Source organism: Stenotrophomonas sp. NPDC078853, from assembly GCF_044901215.1.
In the GTDB taxonomy this organism is placed as follows: Bacteria; Pseudomonadota; Gammaproteobacteria; order Xanthomonadales; family Xanthomonadaceae; genus Stenotrophomonas; species Stenotrophomonas lacuserhaii.
The window spans coordinates 374,684-400,408 of the sequence record NZ_JBJDOQ010000001.1 but is presented as its reverse complement, the minus strand read 5'-3'; the positions used below and the strand labels follow the sequence as shown (position 1 = coordinate 400,408).

Here is a 25,725-nt window from a genome sequence, read left to right as displayed (position 1 = left end):
AAACTATGGGAGATCGGGCTTGATTGGAATTACAGGAATCACTGCTCAGGGCAGGAACAAAGACGGCAAGGCAGTCGTTGAATACCTGCTCGCTACCGAAGGCTTGATTCGCTACTACAACGGAGAAATGCAGGAGCTTTCCGGCTCTTACTGGGGCGGCAAGCTCGCGCATGAAATCAAGCTCGCTGGCATTGCTGTGGACGGTAAGCATATGCTTTCGCTGTGCGACGGATTTCATCCCTTCACTCATGAGCCGCTTTGCCAGAACGCTGGCGAAAAGCCGGTCCTAAAGCCAAAGTTCGATGCGAAGGGTGCTCCGCTCTTGGACGAAGATGGCAACCAGGTCATGATTGAACAGGGCGGTCACCGTGTTGGTTACGAGCTCACGTTTAGTGCTCCCAAGTCGCTCTCAACTGTCTACGCCTTGGGTGATCAAGAAGAGCGAGAGCAGATCTTGGAGGTTCAAAGGTTGGCCGTTGAAAAGGCATTTGCTTTTATCGAGAGCAAGGTTGAAACACGAAGGGATCACGCCGGCAAGACTGTTATCGAAGTTGAGGGCTTGATTGGCTCCTTTCACCAGCATCTCAGTTCGAGAAATTTGGACCCTCAAGTCCACACGCACGTCCTGATCTATGCCGTTGCGAAGGGGGTCGATGGGAAGTGGGGCACATACGATAGCCACGAGATCTTCGCTCATCGCAAAGCTGCTGATGAAATCTACAAGAACGAGCTCGCTACGGGCTTGAAAGCCCTGGGCTACAACATTGAACAGCACGTTGAGCTCAATGCGCTCGGAGAAAAGACCGGGGTTCGCACATGGGAGATTCCTGGCACTGAGAAATTATCGAAGCTCTGGTCAAGTCGTCGCGAAGACATCTTGAAGCATCAGCAAGAAAACGGCGGGACGATGCAGCAAGCGTCTCTTGCCACACGCAAGCACAAAGATGAGCCTACTTTTCTTGAGCTGGTTGAAGCCTGGAAACAGGATGCTATTGAGTTGAAGAAGCAGCACCCCGAGCTTCTGACAACCGTTGCTGAGATTAAACAGCAGGAGATCACGACTGAATTCGTCCCTGTTACTGACGAAGAGATCTTGGAGCTTCTCCACCAGAACGAAGCAATCTTTGATGAAAAGGAACTTCGCTTTCGGTTGGGCCAAGCCAATTCTGGGATGATCGACTCTATCCAGCTGGACGTCATGGTCTCGGACTTCATCCAGCGCAACAACCTTGTGCGTGTCTGCCCTGCGCGGATTCACGTTGACGATATGGGCTCAACGCTGGCACGCCGGCATACAGAGGAGCGCTTCGCAGCACCCTGGATGGTGTCCATGGAGCAGGAGATCCTGCACAAGACATTGGGCCGTGAAGGCGAGGTTTCCCAACATGTGCCGCTCTCCAAGCTCAACGATGCCATTCAGGCCTTCGAAGCCGCAAAAGGCTTCCAGATCAGTGCAGAGCAGCGGGAAGCTGTGGAGCACCTCACCATCAACACGGGGGGCGTGGGCGTGCTTTCAGGGCTTGCTGGAACTGGCAAGACAACAGTGAGCCAGATCTATGCAGAGGCCTTCAAAGCCGATGGCCGCACAGTGCTTGGAGCTTGTGTTTCGAACGAAGCAGCCGAAAAGCTTCACCAGGAATCGGCACTTCCATGCACCAGTGTTGCCAAACTGATCAGTGATTTGGGCAAGTCCAAGCTCAAACTGACGGATAAGCATGTCGTCGTCTTAGACGAAGCTGGGATGGTGGACAGCCGCCAGACTCGGGACCTGATGGCCTATTGCCAAAAAGCAGGAGCAAAGCTCATCTTGCAGGGTGACCAGGAACAGATCCAACCTGTCGGTGCGGGCTCTGGCATGTCCATTGCAAAAGAGGCCATTGGCGACGCAAAGCTCACCGATATCCGCCGTCAGAAGAACGCACAGGACCGTCATACAGCAGGGCTTTTCTACAACTATGACGCTGATGGCAAGGTGCGGAACGCCGACAAGGTGCAGTCACGCGGTGACATCATTGAGAAGAGCAAAAAGATCTTCCAAGCGCTTGCAGACAACGGCCAGGTAGACGAGTGGGCAACTGCTGAGCAAGCCAAGAAGGCTTGTATCAAAGCCTATTTCAACAGTCTTGCACCTACCCAAGAGCGGCTGATTTTGGCTCACTCGAACGAGGATATGCAGGATCTCAATCGACGGGTCCGTCAGGAATTGAAAGCAAGGGGACGGGTAGGCAGAGAGGACTTCACATTCCGATCTATTGGCAAAAATAAGGTGTTTCGTGATCTCACATTGAGCCGAGGTGATCAGGTCATCTTCAACGTCAAAGATGAAGGCCTGGATGTCATCAACGGAACGAAAGGGATAGTGAAAAGCATCAAGCAAGGCAGTGCGGGCGGGGTGAGCCTTGGCGTTGAGATCGAGCGCAACGGGGTCACGAAGACGATCCGCTTTGACTCGCATGAATACAGTGCTCTTGATCTGTCCTATTGCTCAACAATCCATAAGGCCCAGGGGCAGGGCAAGACTGACATCTTCCATCTCGGACATGCTGGAATGACCGACAACCAGAGCGCTTTGGTGGCCTTTACCCGGCTGACCAAAGGCAGCTACACGCTGTTCGCCGACTCTATGAGCTTAGAACAGATCAAAGGGAAGCTTGGGCAGCAACGGCTCAAAGAGAACGCCATTGAGGTGAAGAAGCCCATGCGGGTGAAGCAGCCCGACCTGAAAGGCGAGTTTGAGCAGCTGGGTCAGCAGCTGGGGCAAAAATTGAAGGTCAATTCCGATTTCGTGGCACGTTTGACCGCTCGTCGGAAAAGACAAGCCCGGGTGGCACTAACACGTTGATTCTGCTCTAGATATGGTGCAGCATGGCCTTGCCGGGGTTGGCCTGGTCAAAGGAATCGACATGAGCCTTCTTACCAAGTTCTCCAACATCTTGAGCCAGCAAAACAAACAAGCTGTGGATCAGGGACTCAATAGCATTCATGGTGACCAGGTCGCCCACCAAGCCGACCGAGCACGAGAGTATCGAGGACAGGCACGCACTGCACAGTTCGAGAACGTGCAGCTTGGGATCAATCTGGGCAACGCAACGAGCGAGCTTGAAGTCACGAAGAAGGCGCTCTTGAAGTCCAAGTGCGAGACTGCTCGGATGCAGGGGTTCGTTGAGAACTACGCAGCGACGATGAGTGTCATGAAGGACGTCATTGAAGACCTTCGTCGCGATGAGTCCCAATTCCGTGGGCTTGATGACAAGGCTTTTGCCGAAATGCTCAACGACGCGGTCGAAAAAGTGCGAACTTCGCCTGACGGAAAACAACTCGGGAAGCATCGTGTCAGTCATTTTGTGGAAGGCTGTGAGTTCACAAATCCTGATGGTGGCTTTATTTTTGAGTATCCTCATTTCATCTAATAGATCCGTGTTTCATTTCAGCCGCCTTCGGGCGGTTTTTTTTGCCCAATGATTGACAAACGAATGATCTGGCTTTTGATGAAAAGACCCATCAGAGGAGATCGTCATGAAAAAAATTCCAAATCCACTTTTGCTCGCAGCCGTTGTGGCGAGCTTCGTTTCAATGCTGATCCTTTGGCCGAGCTATGGAGCTTCGCCCTTCCAACTCTCTACATACATGGCATCAGCTGCCCTTGCACTGGCTCTGTGCTTGACGCGCTTGAAGAAGATCTTGGTGGCAGAGCGAGTAAAGGCCAAGCGATGAGGTCTCGAGGCTTTGCACTCGTCGAGCTCAGCCTTGTAGTGGGGCTAGCTGCGATAGCCGGTGTAGGCGCCTGGATGGCGTTTGGTCCAACATCCGCTGGCACCAGGATCCAACAAGAAGCGGCGAACCTCGCGCATCTGGCTGACACCATCGCTGCTGACTTCGCTGTCGCAGATGGGCGCTATCAGAGTGTTAGTTCAGCAAACGCCGTTGAGCGCAAGTTGGCCCCGTCTGCCTGGGTAGTCGGCAAGGAACTGAACTCTCGTAGTTTAGGCAGCATCGAGCTCTCACCCCTCAATGCAGGGCAGGGCTTCCGAATCACCGCGACTGCAGTCCAGGCGAACCTGTGCCTAGGGCTGGTGCAGAGCTCTGCCAGGGCGTTTTCGGAAGTCCACGTCAATGGCGTGCTGGTCTACTCTCGCCGTTCTCTCAATCACGGTGCGTTGGCCGAGAGCTGTGCTGAGGGTGGCGAAGTAGCATTTGACCGCAGCTAGAACACAAAAGCAGCAATCCTATTTGCGGCCTGTGGTGAAATAGTTGTCAGGACTGTTTGCCCCTCTGCACGTCCGTGAGACATCAATAGATCGCTGTGAGTTAGCAAACCCGTGCCTGAGCTTGGCTAGCCTATCAGCGGCCCCCTCGAAATATGCACTAGCCAGGAAGTAGTCAGCAGCTGCCTCTCTCGCCAGACGTTTGCTATCGAGCGACGCACTGGCACACAATAAATTCTCGGGGTGCTTTTCGGCGTAATCGCTGACAATCAAGCTCTCTTCAAAAGCTTGCTTCGTTTGTAGTCTGAGTCTCGGCAGCTCGCGCTTCATCTGTTCAAGAAACTTGGGTGATGGTCCGCTTTGAACTTCAATCTGATTGGTGTCCGTTACGGTTTCAGCCATGAAAAAAATGGTTAGCGACAGCGGTAGGAACATTAGATACAGCTTCATCATGATCTCCTTTTTTGGTTGAGTAACACTCAGTCAAAGGTGATCTGGTCTGTTGTCAATGCTTCTGCGGGCAAAAAGATGGGGGCTCCCCCACTCAAAAGAGGAGCCCCCGCCTGGGAAGAAGGAGATCGGATCTCCCCAGGTTTGAACAATAATTAGTGGCCGAGGTTGACTGAGATCCCGATGCCGCCTTGGATCGATCCGCCGCCCATACCTTTTGAGAAGCCTGCTGAGAGGTTGACCCTCTCACTCACGCGGGCCTTCCAACCCACCGCCACAGCAGCCTTGTTGCCATAGAATCCAACGCCAGCAGTGGCATGGACTTCACCGATGACGCCAGAAGTCTGTGCACCCATCATTGAAGCGAATGCTGCGGACTGAGCTCCCTGGATCTTGACCTCACGTTCCAGGTTGCCAATGCGTCGAGTGGTGTCTTCCCAACGATCCGACCACTGTTGCTGCATGTCATAGAGCTGACCGCCATTGACCGCGTCTGTTGATCCCTGAGAGATCGAGCCGTTGCCCACCCCGGTTACCCGGTTGCCACCGGCATTGATTCCCTCGGAATTGATGATGGTCTTGGCTACCTTGATCGATCCTTGATCGCTCAGCTCGATTTGATCTGAGAGGCTCACAGAAGTGCTTCCATCTGCCTTGGTCTGAACTTCGATGTTCTTGCCAGCTGCAACCTTCGCAGAACCGTCTTTGCCGTCCTGGCCGGGTTCGCCTTTATCTCCCTGCGCTCCTGCCTCACCTTTCTCACCTTGAGGGCCTTGTGGACCTGGTGTGCTGGATCCACCACCGCCTGGCGCGTTCTCCAAGCCTGTCACCCGGCCATCCAGGTCTGCTAACGCATCGCCGACTGTGTTGTAGCTCGCACCGCTCAGGAATTCGTAGCTCGGGGCGACAATGGTGTTCGTGACCGCGTTGTAATTGGCACCGCCACCCAAATAGCTGGTGGTCGAAGAGAGAGCGTTTTGGGTGTTGGTGACTTGAATGGAAACGCTGTTGAGCTGACCCATGTTGACCGCGTCAGTCTCATCCTGGCCGCTCGCGATGTTCGTCAAGCGAACGGGCTGACCAGCCGCACTGCCAAAGCTCGCGGTCATTGACTCAGTGCACGATGCACCGTAGCCAATGGCAATACAGTCCTGGCCGGCCGTTGCGTAAGCACCCAAAGCCACCGACGAGTCGCCAGCAACGGTTTGATGTCCACCTGCGAAGGCGGAATCACCCGCTGAACTGAGGCTTCCGATGACCGTCGATCCATAGAGCGAAGCCGCGCTATCAGCGCCGATTACAGTGTTGTAGGTGCCAGCTGCCTTGGCCCCGGGACCTGCTGCTACGACCGACTGACCGCTCGCTTGGGTGGCATCCGTGCCATCTGATACGGGAGAGGTCGCTTTGAAATACGGAGAAGCTGACCCACTACTTGGCTTGTTGTCCAGGGCAGTTAGAGCAGCTCCCACGGTCGTGTAGGTGCCAGTAGAGAGGGCGTAGCTAGGGCCGGTGAAAGCACCGTTCGTGAAGCTCGCTCCACCACCCAATGATGCAGCAAGTGGGGCAATCTGACTCACGATCACCGCGTCATTTGCGGCCTGACCAGCTGCAACATTGACGATTCGGCGACGCAAGTTGCTGTCACCGACAGATACGGTATTCGCACCCCCATCTGTTGAGCCATGGCCTAAAGAAACAGCGTTTTGGGAGGATGCTTCGCCACCAATAGCGATTGTGCGAGCACCAGTAGCTTGCCCGCCGATGGCAATCGCTGAGCCAAACATGCTGCCATTGGCCACTGCGCCTGAGCCAATGGCAATGCTGCCGATGGTGCCGGCGTAAGCTCGGTATCCCAGGGCTACCGCTTGCTGACTAGCGACAGAGAAATTGCCGATTGCCGAACCGCCCCAGGCAGATGAGGCCGTATCGCCAAAGGCAACGCCGCCGTCTGTATTGGTAGCCCGATTCCCAACGACAGTGGCCGTTCCGATTGGGTTGGCATCGATGGAGTTGTCTGTGACTCCTCCGGTAGTCAGCCACGCCGAAGCGCCGTTGCCGAGCACGAGACAGCCGACTACACCATTGTCCCGGCATGTGGCGTTCTGAGACCCCTTGATGATCATTTGGTCGCCGACTGTGTCAGCCATGGCCGGATTGGCGAAGGCAGCAAGTGCGAACGACAGCGCAAGTGAGAGTTTGCGGAAGGCATTCATTGCTTCACCCCTCCGCATACGAAGCTGGGTCCAGGCACTGCGCTGATTTTTCCGTCTTTGCTTGGCTTGGAGATCACGACCTCTTGGAAGCTCGCTCCTTTCTTTGATGCAAAGGTCGCGGTGTAGCGCCCGTCTCTGCCTGTGCGTGCTTCCGCTACGGGAGACGTTCCCTGATTTGCTCGAATGACGATATGCGCATCAGAGACCAGTTCATTGGCAACAATCAGTGCGCCTTCGACTGTGCAAATGCCGTTTTGAAAGGTGACTGTTGGCTTGACGGCCGCATTGAATGCTTGAGGATCAACTGTTGTGATCACTGTTGCAAAGGCTGGTGCCGATAAAAGGGCAAGTAGTGGGATAAATAATCTAAACACTGGATCTCCGTTTCGTTGAGTTGCCTTCAACAAAACAGAAAAAATCTAAAGCGCAAGACGTTGATCACAAAAAAACCGCCCGAAGGCGGCTTTCTTTTCTGGCGAGATGATCTCAGTAAGAAATCGTGATTTGACGTTCTGCTGTGTAAGTGCCAACAGCTGCATAGGTTGCGTCCGTGTTGACAGTGATGCGAGTGCTAAACACTTGTTCTGCGCCAGTCCCAACGGAGCTCAATGCCGCGTTGTTTGCGGTAGTGCTAAAAGGTTGCCAGTTCGACGGGCCCGTCAAGCCAAAGCTTGCGCGTGCCTTGATCTCTTTTGAAGTCGCAGCGTCAGTCATCGCGAAGTTGCCAGATGCATCCGCTGTATCCATTTCAACGGTGTAGGGGAGATCTTTGTTGCAGGTGACAGTCAAATCCTGGACCGCAGAGAGCGCGACCAGGACGCTTCCCTCGTCTTTATCGCCGAGCTGCATGAAAACATCCTGCGGGATAGCCATGGTGCAGATCGCTGCTTGAACGGCAGTGACGTTCATTGTCTGTGTGTCAGTCGCAGCAAAAGCCGGATTTGCAGCTGCCATCGCTAATCCAAACGCTAAGCCGGTCGCGACAGTGATTTTACTTTTTAACATCGATTGATCTCCTTCATTGATAAGCGGAATTGCTTAGGATCCAGTCGAAGTTAAGGCGAATTTAAATTTGCGCAAGTCATTCGCACTCAATTTCTTCAAGATCTTTATCGTCCTTATCGATGGGAAGGACACCGCTGCAAGTGACGCTATCTGTTTTGATCGTGATGCTTCTGCCAGGTTTGTAGGTGGGAAGGAATATTCGGCCGTCATCAGCGATTGGAACTTCCAAGTCGTCTGCGACCGCGACCCCTGAACCACGCACGATTTTCCCTTGGAACATCGCTCGCAGTTCTAGCGGTTTGGTGTAAGAGACTGCGAAGGTCACTTTGCTTCCAAACAAGCGCGTTGGCGTCGTTGTCTGGGTCCGTTGATTGATCTGTGCATCGAGAGGCAAAGAGCTTACGTCTAGGCCGACCTTCGACGTCCGGTAAGCAGACAACGGGAAGAGGGTGTAACCCCGCTTATTCGTGACCTGGCTTGATCCGTTGGCGTTGAGCTTCGCGTCTGATGTATCAGCAACTTCGACGAGAGCAAAGGAGCGATTGAGAGTGCGACCGATAAGTGCGCCACCTTCGCCCAGCCAGACTGAGCCTTCATACCGGCCTGACAGGCTCGTTTGACCTTCGCGCATAGTGGACTGTGCTTGTAAGCGTCCTGCGCGGGTGTCGAGCCCGGCATTGGCGTAAGAGCCCGTGTCAGACGTCCCCAATCCATAATTGATCTTTCCAGCTCGGCCATTGAACGCCACGCTTCTGTGGTCATCGCTGAACGACATGCTCGCTCGCTGTCGGTTGCCAAATGGCCGGGTGTAGAACACATAGAAGCCGCTCTCATCGCGGTCTCGATAGAGCTGGACGCTCAACGTGCTCTTGGCACCTGAGTAGCGTCCGGTGAGGCTCAGGCGCTCGTTCTGAGCCCCTGTGGAATAGGTGTTCGAAGACCAGGACAATCCAACCTGGAATGGGCGATGGGTGTATGAGAGGCTCGCCAAGTTGCTTCTGGTGATGACAGATCCGCCGCGCCATTGATCACTGAGCTGCCAGCTGTCCGTTGAGCGTTTCTGGGTCTGAGCGTTGATGGACCAGTTGCGAGTCTGATAGCTGTAACCAGCAGAATATGACAGTGAGCTTTGCCCATCTGATTGGCTTGCCAAGCTGCTTAGATTGAGAGCGCCGGCCGTGCCCAGGACGATGGTTGCATCCAAGCCTAGGTTCGCGTTCCTCCCCATCAGCTGCGCAGACGATCCAAGCGTAAGGAATGAGCTGACGCCTCTGCGGTAGAAGCCCGCGAGCGCAAGATCTCGGTAGTCGTTACCAATGGATCCGAAGCGGCTCAGGCCGCCAGTCACAGCCCATTCTGATGCCCCGGGGCGCAGGGCACGGTTGGTAAAATAGAAGTCACTCTGGATGATCTGTTCGCGTCCAAACTGGTCTCTCAGGACGACAGACGACGAGTTCAAGCCATTGAGCATCGATCCCTGCTGGATCGAGTAAGGGCCTTGATCAAGGTTGAGCTGGCGTTGCCTCTCATTGCTGAGATATATCTCGGCAGTAGTTCTGCTATCGGCAATGCCAGCGATCACAGGAACAGGGTAGAGATCGCCGGTGAGTTCGCGTTCTGTCCCAATTTTGAACCCGAGCAAATTGGACGTAGATGTGATGCCAAGCGAGGGCGTAAAGACATCCCCGATCTCCACCGAGAGCCCCTTCTTAAGGAGGTCCCTAGTCCAGATGGTCAGACCCCGTGTGTTGGAAGAACCACCAGGTTGAACGTTCAATTGCCCCGTGTTGATCAGCACACCACCTGCGAGACCTGTTCGCATGTCATAGCCCCATGACGCTGCCCATGTGCCTCTGTATGAGCGGATGACGGCGAGATCTTGGTTGATCAAGATGCCCTTCGGTGCGGGGTCTGCTTCTACAAGCGCGTCCGCTGATCCCACGACCTGAGGCTTGAAATATTTGCCAGGCACTGTGAGAGCGACGAGCTGCCTCTCACCGTTCACTTCCACCCCGACACCGAGGGCTTTCATGCTCTGGATAGAGGCGAAGTGGCCGACCAAGCCGTAGCTTTTGAGCTTTGCGGATGGGACGAGCAAATCGCCGTCATCCGTTGTTGTTGCTAGAAGTGCCTCATCTACTGTTTTCCCATTGATCGAGATGGCATAGATGCTCTCGGCACCATATGAACTTGAACACCAAAGAAGAGGGGCTAGCGCAAAGGCGCGCCAAGCCATTACTCAATCACGATCTCAGCGGCAACGCCATTGATCAAAGCCTTGACCGATGTCGCCTTGCCTTTAGAAATCACCATCTCCTCCCCAGGGAGCAGATAGCCGACGAGGCCGTCCTTACGATACGTCCCGTAATCGATGTTGGCGATTTGCGCAGTAATCGCGCTTGAATTGCGAAGAACAATGGTTGAGCCGGAAGCCTTCGCGGTGATCGTGGCTCGATCAGATGCACGCCAAAAAATGGGGAAGTTCATGTTTAAAACGGGTTCGACGCCTGTGATCTCCAGCTTTTTGACGTTCTTCTCTTTCACGACGACGCGATAAGCAAGCTCAGCACTTGACGTCTCGCCGTTGATGAAGCGGACCACTTGAGATTTGCCGCCATCGAGATAGAACGAGCTCGGAGCGAAACGGATCGCATCAATAGGTGTGCGGGCCTGCTTTCCATCAACTAAGGTCCATTTAAACGCTTGGAGCTGGTATTCCTTCTTTTCATTCGACGTGTTGACGACAGTCAATGAGCCATTGTTCTTGCTCGGGGTGATGGTTTGAGCCAGGGGCGAGACTTGCATTGCATTTGATGCAAATGGGCATAGCGCTAATGCCGCGCTTAATAATAGACATTTCATCGGATCTCCGGGTTTTTTTGAGTGTCCTTCACAAATAACGGAGGTCTACGCAATGTCAAGGATTGCGCAATAAAAAAAGCCGCAACGATGTGCGGCTGTGTGATCTGAATTATCATTAAGAAAAAGAGTAACGATAGACGTCAGGCGCTGCCATGCATGCTCTGCTTTGGCGCTGAACGGTCCAGCCCCACAAAGCAAATCGTTCCTTTCCCATTGCGATACAAGTTGCCTCCAAGCCCATTGGGCACCAGGTCGAAACCAGAGCTCGTTCAAGAACCAAAGAAGATGGTTCGCCAGCGCTCGCGATGAACTTGGGTAGGATTTGCCCGTGGCGTTTCGCCCATTTGGACTGACCGCACTCAGCTCTCATCTCGACATGCGGGTAGTCTTTAGGAGACGTCCACCGGCCGCCCCAATTTAAGCCAAGAATTTCAGCCAGCTCGCCGAACCGCTCATAGCCTGCGATGACGTGCGGATCGCCCAAATTCCAGCTCGGCTTTCCATTGACATAGATGGCGGCATCCAGGGCTAAGCCATAGTTGTGGCAGCTTGACCAGGCTCCAACACTGGTGACGCCCGATGCAGAGGCGAGTAGGGCGGTTTGACGTTCAGGGCTTCGATATCCTTCAACTGGTCTTAGATCAAAGCCTTCATCTGTCATGACCTCTTGAATGGCTTCGATCTTTTCTCTGAGATCAGGATGGACGCCTTTCCAGACCCGTTCTTGAGCTGGGTGGAAAAAGCGATAGATACGTCCGCGTGGCTTCTTGGTAGGCTTCAGTTTTTCGGCTTGGTTCGAGTTGCTATCGGATACGATTTCTCCGTAGAACAGTGGAGACGAGGATCCGAAGATGATGCCACTTGAACCCTGATCAAAAATTCGAACCTGGGCAGTGCTCGGGCTCATTAGGAATTTAGATGACGTGAGCTGTTCCAGATAGCTTTGTTGGGTAGCAAGAACGGTAGATGGTGCGAGGAGTATGAGTAAGCTTAAAAGCAGTTTGCGCATTGGATCTCCGGTTTTATTTGAGTGTTAATCACAAATAAGCCGAGGCCGCGCGATGTCAAGGATTCAGGCGTAAAAAGGCCGCCATTGGCTGGCGGCTTTAAGAGCTGGTGTAACTTCGAACTTATTTGCTTTTCATGCGTGCATTGAAGGCGAGAGAGATAGCGGCAGTCATATCTTCACTGCTCAAAAGAAGCAGGGATCGAACCACTTCCTGGATGCTGGTCTCAACATCTCCCCGGCTTTCGAGCTCATCGATCTTCTTCCCGAGTTCTACGGGATCGGGATTGAAGTAGCGCATGAACATTTTCAAGTCTTTGTGCCCAGAGATCTTCGCCGCTTCTGCTGGGTTGAGATAGTGGCCAAGTTCGGTGATGCGGGTATGACGAAGATCGTGAATTCGCGCGGTCAAGATGTCGGGGTTGTCTTGGCTAGTTGCGACGTCCGAACGTGCCCGGTCCCAAGCCTGGGTTATCGTGTCTGGCCGAGACCTTTTGCCGCGACGTGATACGAAGACCGGACCTCTTTTTTCTGATGACGACTTATGCCGCTCTTCCAAAAGGCTCAGTGCATCTTTGTTGAGCGGAATTGTCCGTTCAACATATTTGCCATCATTGGCCTTTGTTCCGCGCAGTCGTGCGGTCTTGTTTTTAAAGTTGATGTCTGACCAATCAAGCTTAATGCACTCAGAGCGTCGAGCCGCAGTAAAGCGGGCGAAACGGATGACATCAATGGTTGCCGGATCTGTTCGTCCTTTTTCCAAGCGATCAATGATCGAGTTCCACTCGTCTTCTGTGAGGGTCCTGGATCGTGAATCGTCTTGATTCAGGGATTTGAGTGTGGCAATGGGTGAGCGGATATCGATCTTCCAGGCGTCATAGGCATGCTTAAAGATCGTTTGGATTGTGGTCAAGGCGCGCTTCTTGCTTCCCGGCACAATTTCGCGAACGGACCCGTCTTTCAGGACTTTGACGTAGAGATTGACGAAAGAGGTTGGGTGCTTGCCCAGGAAATCGTCACTCGTGAGGTCCTTGGCGAGCTTGCTGGTAAGGAGCGGCATGCCTGTTTTATGCAGCCCCAAGCCCTTGCCGGTGCCCAAAAACAACATGATGTTCGACCGGTCAGTCTTCACAGAAGAGTGTTTGATCACACCCGAATCGATCTCATCCACATAGCGCCGCAGGAGGTCTCCAAACGTCCAGGCGTCGGCCGTGTTGGCGAAAGGGGTCTGCCGGAGCTCGAGGGAGGCGTGTTCACGGCTCACGTAGGCTTCGGCCATGAGCCTTGCCGTATCGATATGGTGCTCGGTCCCGACCTTGGCCTTGGGATCGACTGGGTAGCGTTTGAGTGGGAATTTGAGGGCCTGGCCGTCCAGGGACCGCCTGATCCGGGCCTCCCACCGCAGTTGGCCATCGGTCCGCAACGTCACGCCAGCCGCAAGGCTCACGGCCTGGGAGGGCTTGATCCCTGAGGGCAGGGCACCGGAAAACGACTTGATTCTGCCCTTCTTGACGACCTTCTTCTCTTTGCTCACGAGTCCAACCCCTGTATCCTTAACGGGCAACTGCTGCAAGGCCCCGTGGCACAATTGGATAGCGCGCGTCTCTCCTAAAGACGAGGTTGCTGGTTCGAACCCAGCCGGGGTCACCAATTTAGGGCACTCGCCACAAGAGTGCCACAGCGTTGCCACCTTTCACGCCTAAAGCCTTGCAGGGCTTAGGTTTGAGGATAACGTGGTTTTCCCTCCTAAGGGGAAGGTCGCCCGTTCGAATCGGGCCGGGGTCACCAGAATCAAAGCATTACGCCGAGTGGCGTGGTCGTAAATGCAATGTTTCGCTACGTCTTGGATCGCCTCTGGCACAGTTGACGCAGAGGCTCACGGTCGCCGGCGGCACGCATTCTGATGTTGTCGCATCTCGCATGCTTTTGCTGCGCATCTCCGCCTCTGCACTTACCCTTTCCGATATCGATTCCGATACCGAAGGGGCGGATTCCGTTGGCCTGATCAACCTCGGCCGTAGTTGCCTGGCTTTCATGAGCAGCCAGAATGCGGCATCCCCGCCTACGTAAGGGGCGCGATGGCCGACGTTGCCGTCATTCCCACCTCCCAACAGCCGACATCAGGTGTGGGAACTGTCGGGGTTGGCGGAATGACGGGAACGGCGCCAGGCCAGATGCGGGCGTATCGCAGTGATACGGTCAGGGCATGAGCATCTTCGGCGGCATCCTGTCCTTCGGCATCGCGCTGGCTGTCTTCAGTTTGTTGTTCGCCGTCTCGATGACTTTCACGGCCCCCATCATTGGAACGGTGAGAGCAGCGATGCTGGCTGTTGCCGCCCTGTTCCGAGGGGTGGGCGAAGAACCCTACATGGACAACGTTTGCCCGGATTGCAGGGGAGTGGAAGGGTGTACGCCGCATTGCCCCGCAAGCGCGGCCGATGATGCCGCTGCGCCTACAAGGACGACTGAGCACACTGGACAAGGCTTCAAGGCCCTTCCGCGGTTTGACCGCAGGAAGTAGCCGACTGCAGGTGACCGACTGACGGGGCGCAGGGTAGCGCCCGGCCGCCCGCGGTTCCAGCGGCATCCGGCGCCAACGAACGTTTTACACAGCAGGAAGAAGCACTGGATACAGTGCGCGATCACTCAGGGGATTGGCCATGCAGCACCGACGTAACCGGCAATGGATCAGCTGCGGCATCACCCTTGCGACGCTGCTGCTGGCACCGCTCGCCGTCGCCGCGCAGGCCATGACGGCAGAAGGACCGGTGGTCGACATGGCGGCCGTGCAGGTCACTGGCGAGCAGCCCGGTCCGGGGCTGTGGAGGGTGAGCAACACGCAGGGCCACGTGCTGTGGCTGCTGGGTACGGTGGCGCCGTTGCCGGCCGGCGTGACCTGGCGTTCGGACCAGGTGCAGCAGGTCATCGCCACCTCCGACCACGTGCTCGGTCCGCCTGGCTGGACACCGGACGTCAAGCTCGGCCTGCTGCGCGGCCTTACCCTGCTGCCGCTTGCGATGAAGACCGCCAGGGATCCACAGGGGCGCACCCTGCAGCAGATCGTGGCGCCGGAAACCTACGCGCGCTGGCTGGGCTTGAAGGCCACCTATCTTGGCCGCGATGGCGGGGTGGAGAAGAAGCGCCCGATGATTGCTTCGGGCGAGCTGTACATGGCCTTCCTCAAGCGCCAGGGCCTGCGCGACAGCGGGCAGGTCAACGAAGCCCTGGAGCGGGCCTACAAGGCCAACAAGCTGGAGCCGGAAGAGGCGCGGGTGAAGCTTCCCATTGCCGATGCGCGGGGCGCCCTGAAGGAATTGCAGGGTACCGAGGTGGACGACCGTGCCTGCTTTGAACGCACCTTGGATACGGTCGAATTCCAGGCCCCGGTCCTGCGCGAGCGTGCCAACGCGTGGGCATCGGGGGATATCGGGGCCCTGCGCCGGCTGGCCGTGATGTCCATGGCGCGCACCTGCCGGGACGTGGTGCAGGATTCGGCATTCGCGCGCAGCCGCGGTTGGAACGACTTGCCGCAGCAGGCGCGCACGCAGTGGGTGGGCCTGGCCGAAAAGGCGCTGACCCAGCATGCGAGCACTTTCTCCACGGTACCGGTCAGCCTGCTGCTGGGCCCGGAGGATTACCTCGGTGCGTTGCGCGCACGCGGCTATGAGATCGAGCCGCCGCCGGAATGAACTGCTGACGCTGACGCTGACGCGCGTAGCGCTCAGCGCAGCGGCATGCGCAGGGTGAAGGTGGTCCCGATAGCCTCGCCGGACTGCACGGTCAGTGCGCCGCCATGCGAAACGGCGATCTGCGAAGCGATGTACAGGCCCAGGCCCAGGCCGGAATCCAGCCGCTGGTCGCCGGTGCGGTGGAAGGGCTCGAACAGGGTCTTCATCGACGCCTCGGCAATCGCCCCTTCGTTGCGCACTTCCAGCACCAGCACGGTGTCGTCGGCGTGCCCGCGCAGTGTGATTGGATCGCCCTTGCGGCCGTGGATGGCCGCGTTGATCAGCAGGTTGCTGACCAGTTGCGAAAGGCGGTCCGCATCACAGGTCACCACCTCGGGCAGTGCCAGTTCAACGATCAACGGACAACCGGGGTAGGGGGCCAGTGCCTGCTCGGCGGTGTTGGCCAGCAGCGCAGACAGGTCACGCCAGGGCCGCACGCGCAGGGCGATGCCCGAGCCCAGTCGGCCGCGTGCGAAATCCAGCGTCACATCGATCAGTTCCGCCATCCGGTCCGCGCTGTCGTCCAGGTGCCGCAGCAGGCTCTGCTGCGCCTCGCTGGTGGCCGACAAGGACAGCAGGTCGGAGGTCACCCGGATCGCCTGCAGCGGGTTGCGCAGGTCATGGGCCAGCACGGCGATGAACTCCTCGCGCTCCTTGCCTTCCTGGCGCAGCGCGCTGTTGAGCACTTCGGAGGCCTGCAGGCGGCTTTCGGGGGACGCGTTCGGATCCCGCTTGTCGCCGTCGTGCTGGTCACCGGTGTCGTGCGCTTCCGCCGCGCCGATCTGCTCGGCCACCACCGCACCCAGCGCACGCATGGCGTGCACGATTTCATCGGTGATCACGCGCGGCTCGGGATCCAGCGTGCACAGCGTGCCGAACACCCGCCCATCGGCCAGTACCACCGGCACCGAGATGTAGCTGCGGAAGCCATGCAGGGCCGGGATTGGACTGTCGCAGCGCTTCTGGTCCTGGCGACAATCGCCGAACCAGATCGCTTCCCCGGTCGCGGTCACGTCGCGGCAGAAGGTGTTGATCAGATCCAGCCGAAGGCCGGCGGAGATGCCGAGCCCAGCGCGGTCCAGTGCGTGCACGGCGCGCCATTGCTGCTCACCGACCTCGCCGATCAGCGCCACACGCATGCCGCTTACCGCACAGGCAAGTTCCAGGCAGGAGTGGAACGAGGGCAGGGGACCTTCCTTGGTGGATCTGTCATGCATAGGGCGGGGCATGTCGTTTCAGGAACACTGGGCCGAATGTCAGCCGCGATGGGTCGATTGTGACATTGCCATTCGGATCCCGTTCCCTGGCGCCGCGACGCATCCTTAACCGTTCATCCGTTTGGCCCGGCTTGCTTGGCGCTCGGGTGTCGACGCTATCTCAGCCCCGTGCCGGAGCGGGTAGTAAAGGCACGTTCCGCCGCCTGGAAACTCAGTCGCGTCTGATGGGCTGGGTGCGTCGAAGGCTGCACGCTGGCACCGCGACATCTGACACCCCGTTGGCATGGAGTTTCGCCATGGAATACATGATCGCGCTGTTGAAAGAAATGGCGCTTGTCCCGGTAACCCTTCTGCCGATCATCAATCCGCTGAGCATCGCCTCGATATTCGTCTCCACCGTTGGCAACAAGCACACCCTGGCGCGCGTGCTGGCGCGCCAGATCGGGATGAATGTGGCGTGGGTGATCATTGCCTCGATGCTGGTCGGCACCTACGTGCTGACCATCTTCGGCATTTCGCTGGCAGTGGTGCGTTTCGGTGGCGGCCTGCTGGTGGCCGCCAGTGCCTGGCGCATGCTAGCCCCGCGCCCGGATACCTCACCGACGGTGCAGGAGACCGAGGCGGCGGGTATTGCCGACAATCAGTTGATGCAGCGCAGTTTCTATCCGCTGACGTTCCCGCTGACCACTGGCCCGGGTGTGATTTCCGCCTGCATCACCTTGGGCGCGCACGGGGAATCGATGAATCCGCTGCATTTTCTTTCCGGCGCGATCGTCGCGGTTGGCGGCGCACTGATGGTGGCAGTGGTGATCTACCTGATCCTGCGCAATTCGATCGTGGTGGTCACCCGCCTGGGGCCCTCAGGCGCGGTGGTGATGCAGCAACTGGTTGCCTTCGTGCTGTTGTGCATCGGCATCCAGCTGGTGTGGTCGGGCTGGCTGGACCTGAGCGCAGCCCATTGAAAGGGAGCGGCTGCTCAACGTGCGGTCAGCAGCTCCACCAGCTGCCGCAGCCGATACGGCTTGGGCAGGAATTCCACGTGCCCCGGCAACGGCGGCAGCTGCGAACGCGCATAGCCGGAAGACAGGATCATCCGTGCGCCTGGCTGGGTACGGGCAACGTGTTCACTGAGCTCGATCCCGGACATCCCGTTGGGCATGCTGACATCGCTGAACACCACATCGTATTGATGCTCGCCAGCCATCATCGCCAGCGCTTCGTGGCCATCGGCGGTGGTGTCGACGTTGATGCCCAGGTCCTGCAGGGCCAGGCCGATCATGTCGCGCAGGTCTTCCTGGTCTTCGACCATGAGTACGCGGATGGAATCAGTCATTGGCGGGAACCTCCAGGGCAGGCAGCAGCAGGCTGACCGTCGTGCCACCACCTTCGGTGCTGGACACATCGACGAAACCGCCGCATTGGGTGATGAAACCGAACACCTGGCTCAGGCCCAGACCGCTGCCCTTGCCGATGTCCTTGGTCGTGAAAAATGGCTCGCTGGCCCGGGCGGCGACATCTGGCGCCATGCCGTGGCCTTCATCCTGCACGCGGATGGCGACGAAATTCCGGTACGTGGGCGTGTCGGCCTGGGGGTCAAGGCGACGCTCTATGTCGCCAATGATACAGATCCGGCCGCCATTGGGCATGGCATCGCAGGCATTGCCGACCAGGTTGGACAGCGCCGCCTCCAGTTGCCCGGGATCCAGCAGCACGTCCGGCAGGTCGCTGCGCAGCTGCAGGCTGAGCGAATGATGGGCCAGGCAGCGCTGCTGGAGCGCGGCCATCGCCGGTTGCAGCCAGTTCGCGGTGGTGACGCGTTCGCGTACCAGTGTCTGGCCAGCACCGAAGGCAAGCAGCTGCCGGGTCAGCAGCGCGCCTCGGTCGGCCGCGGCCTGCGCATTGCCGATCAGGCGTTCGGTGGTTTCATCTGAAGCGCAACGCAGGGCAATCAGGTCCAGCGCATTGTGGATGGTGGTCAGCAGGTTGTTGAACTCGTGCGCCAGCCCGCGGCTGAGCTGGCTCACTTTTTCGAACTGCTGGGTGCTGGCGAGCGCCCGCTGCGCATCACGCAGCAGCACCTGCGCCTGGTAGCTTTCGGTGATATCGCGGGTCACCTTGACGAAGCCGACGAGGTGCTCGGCTTCATACACCGGTTCGATGACCACGCTGGCGCGGAAACGGCTGCCGTCACTGCGCACGCGCCAGCCCTCACCGGCATAGCGGCCTTCGCTGGCGGCGATGGCAAGCGAGCGCTCGGGCTCGCCGGCATCGCGGTCGTCGGGGCAGTGGAAACGGCTGAAATGGGTGCCGATCACTTCCTCGGCGCTGTAGCCCTTGATCCGCTGCGCGCCAGGATTCCAGGTGCACACCACGCCGTCCGGATCCATCAGGTACAGGGCATGGTCAGTGACGCTCTCGATGAGGAGCGTCAACTGTCTGGACGTATCTGTCTGGGCGGTGAGCTTGGAGACGGCGTTTACCACGGGACTGCGCTGAAACCCCTGAGGCCGGTGACGCTAGAAGCGACAGTGTGAAGGAATTGTGTACGCGGTCACGTGCCGAAAGTCGTGCCGGAAACGACGGGCATTCAGTTAACATCGCACTTCTTTGTGCCGAGATCTCCACCCATGACGTCAGCTTCAAGTACGCGCGACCCCTGGATATGGGGCCTGTCGGCCGCCCTGCTGGCGGCAACCGCTGCGCTTGAACTGGTTGTCCCGCTTGGGTATGCGGTCTGGCTGGCGTACTTCCTGGCGATTGGCGTGACGGTGTTCCAGCGCCATGCCGGGCTGCCGCTGGTGGTCGCCGTGGCCGCCTGTGTGTTCCTGGCGGTGGGCTACAACATTGCGCCTGCGAGTACCAATTCAGCTTTTTCATACGTCAACCGCAGCATTGGCGGATTCGCCTTCCTGTTGATCGGATTGATCGTCAACCGCGCAATCCAGGCGCGCCGTGAGGCGGCCGAGGCGCTGTGGCTGCAGGAGAGTGAAAACGTCGTGGCGATGAGCCTGCGCGGCGACCTGGGGCCGGAAAAGATCGCCGAGGCGGCGATGACCACCCTGGCCGAGCAGCTGAAAGCGCAGACCGCGGTGATGTACCGCATCGAGAACCATCAGCTGTTGCTGACCGGCGGCGTTGCGTTGCCGGCCACCGTCCCGCAGTCGCTGGGCCTGAACGAAGGGCAGCTGGGCGAGGTGATCCGGGAAGGCAAGGTGCGCCATCTGCAGGAAGGCGAAGGCAGCGTGCTGCAGATCAGCAGCAGCCTGGGCAGCACCTCGTTGCGCGAACGCGTGCTTGCGCCGATCTTCAGTGATGACCAGATCGTGGGCGTGGTGGAACTGGGCCGCATCCGCGCGGGCCGTGCGCCGCAGCTGGACCGCGAGCTGCTGCAGCGCTGCGCCGACACCATCGGCATCGCGCTGCGCGCGGCCGTGTTGCGCGCGCGGCTGGCCGAACTGCTGGAAGAATCCCAGCGCCAGAGCGAAGAGCTGCAGGCCCAGCAGGAAGAGCTGCGGGTGGCCAACGAAGAACTGGAAGAACAGAGCCGCAGCCTGCTGCATTCGCAGACCAACCTGGAGCAGCAGCAGGCCGAGATGGAGCAGACCAACGTGCAGCTGGAAGAGCGCACGCATGAGCTGGAAGGCCAGAAGCAGGCGCTGCTGGTGGCGCAGGCGCAGCTGGTGCGCAATTCCAATGAGCTGTCGGCCGCTTCGCGCTACAAGTCCGAATTCCTGGCCAACATGTCGCACGAACTGCGCACCCCGCTCAACAGCTCGCTGATCCTGGCCAAGCTGCTGTCGGACAATCGCGATGGCACGCTCAGCGACGAGCAGGTCAAGTACGCGCAGGCCATCCTGTCGTCCAACAACGACCTGCTGGCGCTGATCAATGACATCCTGGACCTGGCCCGCATCGAGGCCGGTCACGTGGAACTGGCCGATGAGATCGTCGTCGTCGAAGGCGCCCTGCAGCGCCTGCGCGAGACCTTCGAGCCGCTGGCGCGGGAGAAGGGCCTGGCGCTGGAGATCGTCGCCGACACCGGCGCGCCCAGCCAGTTCACCGCCGACAGTCAGCGCCTGCAGCAGATCCTGAAGAACCTGCTGGCCAACGCCGTGAAGTTCACCGAACACGGCACGGTCAGCCTGCAGGTGCAGGCCGCCGGCCGCGACCGCGTGCGTTTCGTGGTGCGCGACAGCGGCATCGGCATTGCCGCCGAACAGCTGGACGCCATCTTCGAGGCCTTCCGCCAGGCAGATGGCAGCACCCGCCGCCGCTACGGTGGCACCGGCCTGGGGCTGTCGATTTCGCGTGACCTGGCCACCCGGATGGGCGGTGACATCCGCGTGGAAAGCGAGCCGGGCCGCGGCAGCACCTTCATCGTGGAACTGCCCTTGAGCGGTGCGCCGGAACAGCCCGACGCGCCGGCCACGCTGGGCAGCGCGCACGCGCCTCAGCCGATGGTCGCCTCGGCGGCGCCACCGTCACCGGTTCGGGCAGGGGCCAGTGGCGGCTCGCCGGCGGTGCGCAGCGAAGCGGTTTCGCCGTCGTTGGGCGCCTGGAAGACGGCCGTGGCCCACGGCGCCAGCGCCCAGCGTAGTGAGCGCCTGATCCTGGCAGTGGAAGATGACGCCGCCTTCGCCGAAGCGCTGGTCACGCTGGCACGCGAACTCGATTTCGACTGCGTGGTGGCCACCACCGCCGAGGAAGCCTTGTCGCTGGCGCGCGAGCTGCGCCCCAGTGGCGTGCTGCTGGACATCGGGCTGCCCGACGTGTCCGGCCTGAGCGTGCTCGAACGCCTGAAGCGTGACCCGCTGACCCGCCACATCCCCGTGCACGTGGTATCGGGCATGGAGCGCAGCCAGCTGGCGATGGAACTGGGTGCCATCGGTTACGTGATCAAGCCGGCCACCCGTGAGCGACTGGTCGAGGCGATCCAGCACCTGGAAAAGACCAGCCAGCGCGACGTGCGCCGCCTGCTGATCGTCGAAGATGACACCGAACTGCGCGGCAACCTGGAACTGCTGCTGGGCCGGGAACAGCTGGAAATCACCGCCGTCGGCACCCTCGCCGAAGCCGTGCAGCAGCTCAGCAGCGCGACCTTCGACTGCATGGTGACCGACCTGGCGTTGCCCGATGGCAGCGGTTACGACCTGCTGGAGTTCATGGCCGGCAGCGAGGACGTCAGCTTCCCGCCGGTGATCGTCTACACCGGCCGCGCGCTGGGCCGCGAAGAAGAACAGCGCCTGCGCCGGTATTCCAAGAGCATCATCATCAAGGGCGCACGCTCGCCGGAGCGCCTGCTCGATGAAGTCACCCTGTTCCTGCACAGCGTGGAAGCCAACCTGCCCAGCGACCAGCAGCGCCTGCTGCGCGAAGCGCGTCGCCGCGATTCGGTGCTGGATGGGCGCACCGTGCTGCTGGCCGAAGACGATGTGCGCAATATCTTCGCCCTGTCCAGTGTGCTCGAGCCGCTGGGGGTGAAGCTGGAGATCGCCCGCAACGGTCGCGAAGCCGTTGATCGCCTGGCCAGCATGGAAGTGGACCTGGTGCTGATGGACATCATGATGCCGGAGATGGATGGCCTGACCGCGATGCGCGAGATCCGCAGCCAGCGCCAGCACAAGGACCTGCCGATCATCGCGCTGACCGCCAAGGCCATGCCCGACGACCGCGAGCGCTGCCTGCAGGCCGGTGCCAACGACTACATCGCCAAGCCCATCGACGTCGACAAGCTGGTGTCGCTGTGCCGGGTGTGGTGCTCGCGGCAATGAACGAGCAGGAGCTGTTCGACCTGGAACTGAAGGTGCTGGTGGAGGCGATCTACCAGCGCTACCACTACGATTTCCGCAACTATGCGGTGTCCTCGCTGCGGCGTCGGATGCACCAGGCGATGCAGCGTTACGAATGTGCGCGCCTGTCGGATCTGCAGCACCGGCTGCTGCATGAGCCGGAGCTGTTCACCCAGGCGATGCAGTTCTTCACTGTGCAGGTGTCGGAGATGTTCCGTGACCCGGCCTACTTCCTGGCGCTGCGCGAGCATGCCGTGCCGGTGCTGAAGACCTATCCGTCGATCAAGCTGTGGGTGGCCGGCTGCAGCACCGGCGAGGAAGTGTGGTCGCTGGCGATCCTGCTGCAGGAAGAGGGGCTGCTGGACCGCAGCATCATCTACGCCACCGACATCAATCCGGCCGCGCTGGCCGCGGCTGAATCGGGCACCTATGGCATCGACCGCATCGCCCAGTTCAGCCGCAACTACCTGCAGGCCGGCGGCCAGGGGTCGTTGTCGGACTACTACACCACCGGCTACGACGGTGCGGTGTTCGATCGTCGCCTGCGTCGCAACGTGGTGTTCGCCGACCACAGCCTGGCCACCGATACGGTGTTCTCCGAAGTGCACCTGGTGTCCTGCCGCAACGTGCTGATCTACTTCAACCGGCCGCTGCAGGACCGCGCCGTCGGCCTGTTCCGCGAAGCCCTGGTCCATCGCGGCTTCCTGGGCCTGGGCAGCAAGGAATCGCTGCAGTTCGGCGAGCACGGCAATGCCTTTGAAGCCGCTGCGCGCGAACAGCGCCTGTACCGGAAGGCGGCCTGATGGACGGTCCGGTCCCGCGCGTGTTGGTGATCGGTGCTTCGGCAGGCGGCGTTTCGGCGCTGCAGCGCGTGCTGGGCGCGTTGCCGGCGGCGCTGCCGTGCCCGGCGCTGGTGGTGCTGCACATACCGCGCGACCGACCCAGCCGCATCGCCGAACTGCTCGATCCGGGTTCGGCGCTGCGGGTGCGCGAGGCCGAGGACAAGCAGCCGCTGGAGGTGGGCACGGTGACCTTCGCGCCCCCGGATTACCACATGCTGGTGGAAGACGAAGCCTCCATCGCGCTGTCGCTGGATGAGGCTGTGTTGTTCTCGCGTCCGGCCATCGACCCGTTGTTCGAATCGGCCGCGGCGGTGTTTGGTGCCGATGTCCTGGCGATCCTGCTGACCGGGGCCAGCAGCGATGGCAGCGAAGGCGTGGCTGCCGTGCGCCAGGCCGGTGGCAAGGCCTGGCTGCAATGCCCTGAAGATGCCGAGGCGTCGATGATGCCTGCCTCGGCCCTGCAGCGTGCCGGCGCCGATGCGGTGCTCACGCTGGATGAACTATGCGAATGCCTGAAGGAATTGAAATGAACCTGCTTGCTCCTGCGCCGGTGGAAGACGCGGCGCCGGTCAACATACTGATCGTTGATGACGTGCCGCAGAACCTGGTGGCGATGGAAGCGCTGCTGCGTCGTGATGGCCTGCGCATCCTCTGCGCTGCCTCCGGCAACGAGGCGCTGGAACTGCTGCTGGAACACGAAGTCGCGCTGGCCCTGCTGGATGTGCAGATGCCGGAGATGGATGGCTTCGCACTGGCCGAACTGATGCGAGGCTCGGCGCGCAGCCGCGACGTGCCGATCATCTTCCTGACCGCTTCGCCGCAGGATCCGGTGCGCGCCTTCAAGGGCTATGAAAGCGGTGCGGTGGATTTCCTGCACAAGCCGATCGAGCCCCAGATCATCCTCGGCAAGCTCGGCGTGTTCATCGAGCTCTACCAGCAGAAGCGCCTGTTGAAGTCGCGCAACGAAGCGCTGGAGCGCGCGCTGACGCTCAACGAAACCATGATGGCCGTGCTCACCCACGACCTGCGCACGCCGCTTTCGGCGATCCTGCTGTGCGCGGACAAACTGTCGCTGGACATCCCGGCCGATGCCAGCGCGCAGCAGACCCTGCGACACCTGGAGACCAGCACGCTGCGCATGGCGCGCATGGTCGACCAGCTGCTCGACTTCTCGCGCATCCGCTCCGGCGGGCTGCGCCTGGAGCGCACCCCGTGCAATGCGGCCACCGTGATCGATGCGGTGGTGCAGGAAGTCGAGCAGGGCAACGCGACGGCGGCAATCGAAGTCGTCGCGGTGGGCGATGCGCGCATGCAGGGCGACCCGGACCGGCTGGCCCAGGTGGCCTCCAACCTGATCGGCAATGCGCTGCTGCATGGCGGGCAGGCCCCCATCCAGGTGCATGTGGATGGCGAGGACCCGGCCCAGGTGGTGCTGCGCGTGCGTAACCGCGGGCAGATCGGTGAAAGCCTGCTGCCGCGCCTGTTCGAGCCCTTCAAGGCCAGTTTCCACGCCAGCAAGGGGCTGGGCCTGGGCCTGTTCATCGCCGACCAGTTCGTGCGTGCACACGGTGGCCAGCTGCAGGCCCGCAATGAAGCGCAGGACGTCGTGTTCGAAGCCCGCCTGCCGCGCCGGGCCTGATTCGGCCTTCATTGCGCGGCCGCCATGGCGGCGGCAGACTCTTGCCATGCACGCGCCACGCTTCCATGTCCGCAGTTATGGCGACGCCTCCGGTGGCGATCGCCACGATTACGCGCAGTGGGTGTTGCCGCTGCATGGCGAACTGCAGTTCGAACTGGACGGACACGGTGCGCGGCTGGACGCCCTGCAGGGCGTCTTCGTGGCACCCGGCGAGCACCATGACCAGGTCGGGCAGGGCGACAACCAGCACCTGATCATCGACTGCGATGCGGCCTGGTTCGATGACCACACCCTGGAACATCTGCGCGGACAGCGCTGGTTGTCGCTCCCACAGGCGCTGCGCACCTCGCTGCAGGCGTTGCCGGCCGGGAGCGCCGGCGAGCACCTGCTGCCGCTGCTGCTGCAGTCCTTCGCCCCCCATGGCAGCGGTGCACGTCTGCAGGCCCTGTGCGCGCGCATGCAGGCCGCCCCTGGCGACGCTTGGCCGGTGGAGCGCATGGCCCGGCTGGCAGGGCTCAGCAGTAGTCATCTGCACGCCCGCTTCCTGCGCGAGCTGGGGCTGCCGCCACAATCCTGGCTGAGCGCGCTGCGGCTGCGCTGGGCGCGTCATCTGCTGCGCAGCACCCAGCTGCCGATCAGCAAGGTCGCGCAGCTGGCCGGTTACTCCGAACAGAGCGCGCTGACCCGTGCGCTGCGCCGCGACACCGGACTCACCCCGTTGATGTGGCGACGCCAGACACCGTAGGCCGGGTCAAGACGCGCGCCACCG

The 25,725-nt window shown here is 59.8% G+C and carries 22 protein-coding genes and 1 tRNA gene; 12 read left to right on the top strand and 11 right to left on the bottom strand.

The features are described from left to right. Positions 1-19: 19 nt before the first annotated feature. The 3 genes from mobF (at position 20) to ACI2JH_RS01780 (ending at position 4,208) form a co-directional block, all read left to right on the top strand. Entirely contained in the window at positions 20-2,842 is a 2,823-nt protein-coding gene (mobF, locus tag ACI2JH_RS01790; protein ID WP_404735253.1) for a MobF family relaxase, read from the top strand. 61 nt (positions 2,843-2,903) lie between these two features. After that, positions 2,904-3,410 carry a hypothetical protein gene (locus ACI2JH_RS01785; protein ID WP_156455817.1) on the top strand — a complete coding sequence of 169 codons (507 nt, stop codon included), beginning with the start codon at positions 2,904-2,906 and terminating at the stop codon, positions 3,408-3,410. A 48-nt stretch (positions 3,411-3,458) separates the two neighbouring features. After that, on the top strand, positions 3,459-4,208 hold the full coding sequence (locus ACI2JH_RS01780; RefSeq protein ID WP_404735252.1) for a type II secretion system protein: 750 nt from the start codon (positions 3,459-3,461) through the stop codon (positions 4,206-4,208). Between the two features lie 18 nt (positions 4,209-4,226). Here ACI2JH_RS01780 and ACI2JH_RS01775 read toward each other — a convergent pair whose 3' ends face one another. The 8 genes from ACI2JH_RS01775 to ACI2JH_RS01740 form a co-directional block, all read right to left on the bottom strand. Next, positions 4,227-4,655 carry a hypothetical protein gene (locus ACI2JH_RS01775; RefSeq protein ID WP_197649828.1) on the bottom strand — a complete coding sequence of 143 codons (429 nt, stop codon included), beginning with the start codon at positions 4,653-4,655 and terminating at the stop codon, positions 4,227-4,229. Positions 4,656-4,810: 155 nt separating this feature from the next. Continuing rightward, a complete protein-coding gene (locus tag ACI2JH_RS01770) occupies positions 4,811-6,868 on the bottom strand; it encodes a YadA-like family protein (RefSeq protein ID WP_404735251.1) in 2,058 nt (685 codons plus the stop codon). Then, complete coding sequence (locus ACI2JH_RS01765; protein ID WP_180845998.1) at positions 6,865-7,275, bottom strand: hypothetical protein; 411 nt, start codon at positions 7,273-7,275, stop codon at positions 6,865-6,867. Before ACI2JH_RS01765 ends, ACI2JH_RS01770 begins: the two co-directional genes overlap by 4 nt. 79 nt (positions 7,276-7,354) lie before the next feature. Beyond that, positions 7,355-7,873 (bottom strand): hypothetical protein, encoded by a 519-nt coding sequence (locus ACI2JH_RS01760; protein ID WP_156455814.1) that lies wholly within the window; start codon positions 7,871-7,873, stop codon positions 7,355-7,357. A 76-nt stretch (positions 7,874-7,949) separates the two neighbouring features. Then, positions 7,950-10,109 (bottom strand): fimbria/pilus outer membrane usher protein, encoded by a 2,160-nt coding sequence (locus ACI2JH_RS01755; protein WP_404735250.1) that lies wholly within the window; start codon positions 10,107-10,109, stop codon positions 7,950-7,952. Then, on the bottom strand, positions 10,109-10,678 hold the full coding sequence (locus tag ACI2JH_RS01750; protein ID WP_404735249.1) for a hypothetical protein: 570 nt from the start codon (positions 10,676-10,678) through the stop codon (positions 10,109-10,111). Before ACI2JH_RS01750 ends, ACI2JH_RS01755 begins: the two co-directional genes overlap by 1 nt. A 172-nt stretch (positions 10,679-10,850) precedes the next feature. Further along, positions 10,851-11,744: a M15 family metallopeptidase gene (locus ACI2JH_RS01745; protein ID WP_404735248.1), complete on the bottom strand. Its 894-nt coding sequence runs from the start codon at positions 11,742-11,744 to the stop codon at positions 10,851-10,853. 121 nt (positions 11,745-11,865) lie between these two features. Further along, positions 11,866-13,275 carry a site-specific integrase gene (locus tag ACI2JH_RS01740; protein ID WP_284129440.1) on the bottom strand — a complete coding sequence of 470 codons (1,410 nt, stop codon included), beginning with the start codon at positions 13,273-13,275 and terminating at the stop codon, positions 11,866-11,868. A gap of 39 nt (positions 13,276-13,314) precedes the next feature. Here ACI2JH_RS01740 and ACI2JH_RS01735 point away from each other — a divergent pair. The 3 genes from ACI2JH_RS01735 to ACI2JH_RS01725 all read left to right on the top strand — a co-directional run bounded on the left by ACI2JH_RS01735 (position 13,315) and on the right by ACI2JH_RS01725 (position 15,430). Next, a tRNA-Arg gene (locus ACI2JH_RS01735) sits at positions 13,315-13,391 on the top strand. 556 nt (positions 13,392-13,947) lie between these two features. Beyond that, complete coding sequence (locus ACI2JH_RS01730) at positions 13,948-14,262, top strand: hypothetical protein (RefSeq protein WP_404735247.1); 315 nt, start codon at positions 13,948-13,950, stop codon at positions 14,260-14,262. A gap of 139 nt (positions 14,263-14,401) precedes the next feature. Further along, a complete protein-coding gene (locus ACI2JH_RS01725; protein WP_182655663.1) occupies positions 14,402-15,430 on the top strand; it encodes a TraB/GumN family protein in 1,029 nt (342 codons plus the stop codon). Between the two features lie 32 nt (positions 15,431-15,462). Here the strand turns inward: ACI2JH_RS01725 and ACI2JH_RS01720 are convergent, their stop codons facing one another. Beyond that, positions 15,463-16,686 (bottom strand): ATP-binding protein, encoded by a 1,224-nt coding sequence (locus ACI2JH_RS01720; RefSeq protein WP_404735308.1) that lies wholly within the window; start codon positions 16,684-16,686, stop codon positions 15,463-15,465. Between the two features lie 296 nt (positions 16,687-16,982). Here ACI2JH_RS01720 and ACI2JH_RS01715 point away from each other — a divergent pair, with 296 nt between their 5' ends. Further along, positions 16,983-17,648: a MarC family protein gene (locus ACI2JH_RS01715; protein WP_157825176.1), complete on the top strand. Its 666-nt coding sequence runs from the start codon at positions 16,983-16,985 to the stop codon at positions 17,646-17,648. Positions 17,649-17,662: 14 nt separating this feature from the next. On the opposite strand, the gene ACI2JH_RS01710 is transcribed toward ACI2JH_RS01715, so the two are convergent. After that, positions 17,663-18,019 carry a response regulator gene (locus tag ACI2JH_RS01710; RefSeq protein WP_101099076.1) on the bottom strand — a complete coding sequence of 119 codons (357 nt, stop codon included), beginning with the start codon at positions 18,017-18,019 and terminating at the stop codon, positions 17,663-17,665. Beyond that, positions 18,012-19,169: a nitrogen regulation protein NR(II) gene (locus ACI2JH_RS01705; protein WP_101099077.1), complete on the bottom strand. Its 1,158-nt coding sequence runs from the start codon at positions 19,167-19,169 to the stop codon at positions 18,012-18,014. The genes ACI2JH_RS01710 and ACI2JH_RS01705 overlap by 8 nt, the downstream gene beginning before the upstream one ends. Positions 19,170-19,313: 144 nt before the next feature. Here ACI2JH_RS01705 and ACI2JH_RS01700 point away from each other — a divergent pair, with 144 nt between their 5' ends. From ACI2JH_RS01700 to ACI2JH_RS01680, 5 genes are read left to right on the top strand one after another with little or no spacing between them, the layout of a single operon-like run. After that, positions 19,314-22,457 (top strand): response regulator, encoded by a 3,144-nt coding sequence (locus ACI2JH_RS01700; protein ID WP_404735246.1) that lies wholly within the window; start codon positions 19,314-19,316, stop codon positions 22,455-22,457. Continuing rightward, positions 22,454-23,278, top strand: coding sequence for a protein-glutamate O-methyltransferase CheR (locus ACI2JH_RS01695; RefSeq protein ID WP_101099079.1), 825 nt, complete (start codon positions 22,454-22,456; stop codon positions 23,276-23,278). The genes ACI2JH_RS01700 and ACI2JH_RS01695 overlap by 4 nt, the downstream gene beginning before the upstream one ends. Next, positions 23,278-23,847, top strand: a complete 570-nt coding sequence (locus tag ACI2JH_RS01690; protein ID WP_101099080.1) for a chemotaxis protein CheB — start codon at positions 23,278-23,280, stop codon at positions 23,845-23,847. Before ACI2JH_RS01695 ends, ACI2JH_RS01690 begins: the two co-directional genes overlap by 1 nt. Further along, the gene (locus ACI2JH_RS01685) at positions 23,844-24,956 is read left to right on the top strand and encodes a hybrid sensor histidine kinase/response regulator (protein WP_101099081.1); all 1,113 of its coding nucleotides are present in this window, start codon (positions 23,844-23,846) and stop codon (positions 24,954-24,956) included. Before ACI2JH_RS01690 ends, ACI2JH_RS01685 begins: the two co-directional genes overlap by 4 nt. 46 nt (positions 24,957-25,002) lie before the next feature. Then, positions 25,003-25,701 (top strand): helix-turn-helix domain-containing protein, encoded by a 699-nt coding sequence (locus ACI2JH_RS01680; RefSeq protein WP_404735245.1) that lies wholly within the window; start codon positions 25,003-25,005, stop codon positions 25,699-25,701. The last annotated feature ends 24 nt before the right edge of the window (positions 25,702-25,725 follow it).